We start from the raw sequence: 1,240 nt of genomic DNA on the forward strand, positions 1-1,240 counted from the left end.
CTTCCCTGCATCCCATCATAGATTTGGTGCTAGCTCTTTTTACGGCTAGCTTCAGACAGTTGTGCAACAGGCACACAGTTTTAATTTACAGCCTCGTTAGCTCTAGAATTATTGAATGAAAAATTCATTAGTTTGAATAAACAATAAAGCTAAGGTCAAGGAAGATATGTTGTCCGATGTTTCACCTATATCCTTAGCCTTATGTACTTTATCATAGATACTGCCAAGGTGGTTGAAGTGTTTTGCTTTATTGACGATTTCTGCTAAGAAGTGAAGAAGCATTTCGCTTACCACACGCTTTCAGCTGCCCTAGAGCGGCGCTCTGCCAGGCGCAAGGCCGCTCTTAGTGAGAGTGAGGTTTTCCCATCTTCGTGCTCTACCACCTTTCGGGCTTCAAGTTCTTTGCCTACTACTACCAGCACCTAGTGCTCGGGGAACTCAGGAACTTCCTCAGCCAAGCCGTCTCCTGCACCCAGTTCCTCTACCTTGCCCGCCAAGCCTGCTGCCACGGCTTCGTACGGACCCAGCCTCTCGTAGAGAATCAAACACTATATGTCAACTCCTAAAAGCTGTCTTTTCCAATGGCTTAAGGGGAAGTACTATGGGAACAGGGGCTACCTCTCCTCTCTGCTGGGAAAGCTATTGCAGAAGGGTCTGCATCTGAATACCAAGAGCATGAAAAACATGCTCCTAACACTCCAGGAGAGGCTCAACCTAATGAGGAGAGGAGGCATAAGGCGGGAAACGGCAGCCTGATGAGCGTCTGCGGCATCTTCCAAACACGTCATAGCCCTCCGCAGCCCCTCGTCTACATGCACTATGGCATCACCGCCTACACCTTTCACCATAAGTTATGATTAAACCCTGCAAAAAAGTTGGCGTAATTCCCGAGTTCAAGTTACAGTATAGCCCACAACTGTTGTTGTAAGCTTACTTCTAGGGCATTCGCTCCGGAGGTTTCTCTTTTACTTTAATCTTATAAACAATTGTAAGGAGGTGGCTGTAGCAGCTATACCAAGAACTAGAGTGGCTATAAGAGCAGCAGAAGAACATTGTAACCCTTGGTCAGGAAATGGATGTAGTCTCCTTAAAAGACACAACAGTAAAGGGGAAACCATCTGTGCCAAGCAGGTTCTTTTTCGCCCCGGCTGTACACATCTGGGCTCCTCCCTTTTTATAGCGGCACTGTTTCTTAGGCCTTGCAGTAACAAACAGACAGTTACTGTCTTTTAGATGCGCC

General features: G+C 46.9%; 1 protein-coding gene. It reads right to left on the reverse strand.

All coding sequences use genetic code 11. The features are described from left to right. Positions 1–422: 422 nt before the first annotated feature. Complete coding sequence (locus CHB92_RS26370; protein WP_258179149.1) at positions 423–545, reverse strand: hypothetical protein; 123 nt, start codon at positions 543–545, stop codon at positions 423–425. Positions 546–1,240 lie beyond the last annotated feature (695 nt).

Source organism: Pontibacter ummariensis, assembly GCF_900188175.1.
Lineage (GTDB): Bacteria > Bacteroidota > Bacteroidia > Cytophagales > Hymenobacteraceae > Pontibacter > Pontibacter ummariensis.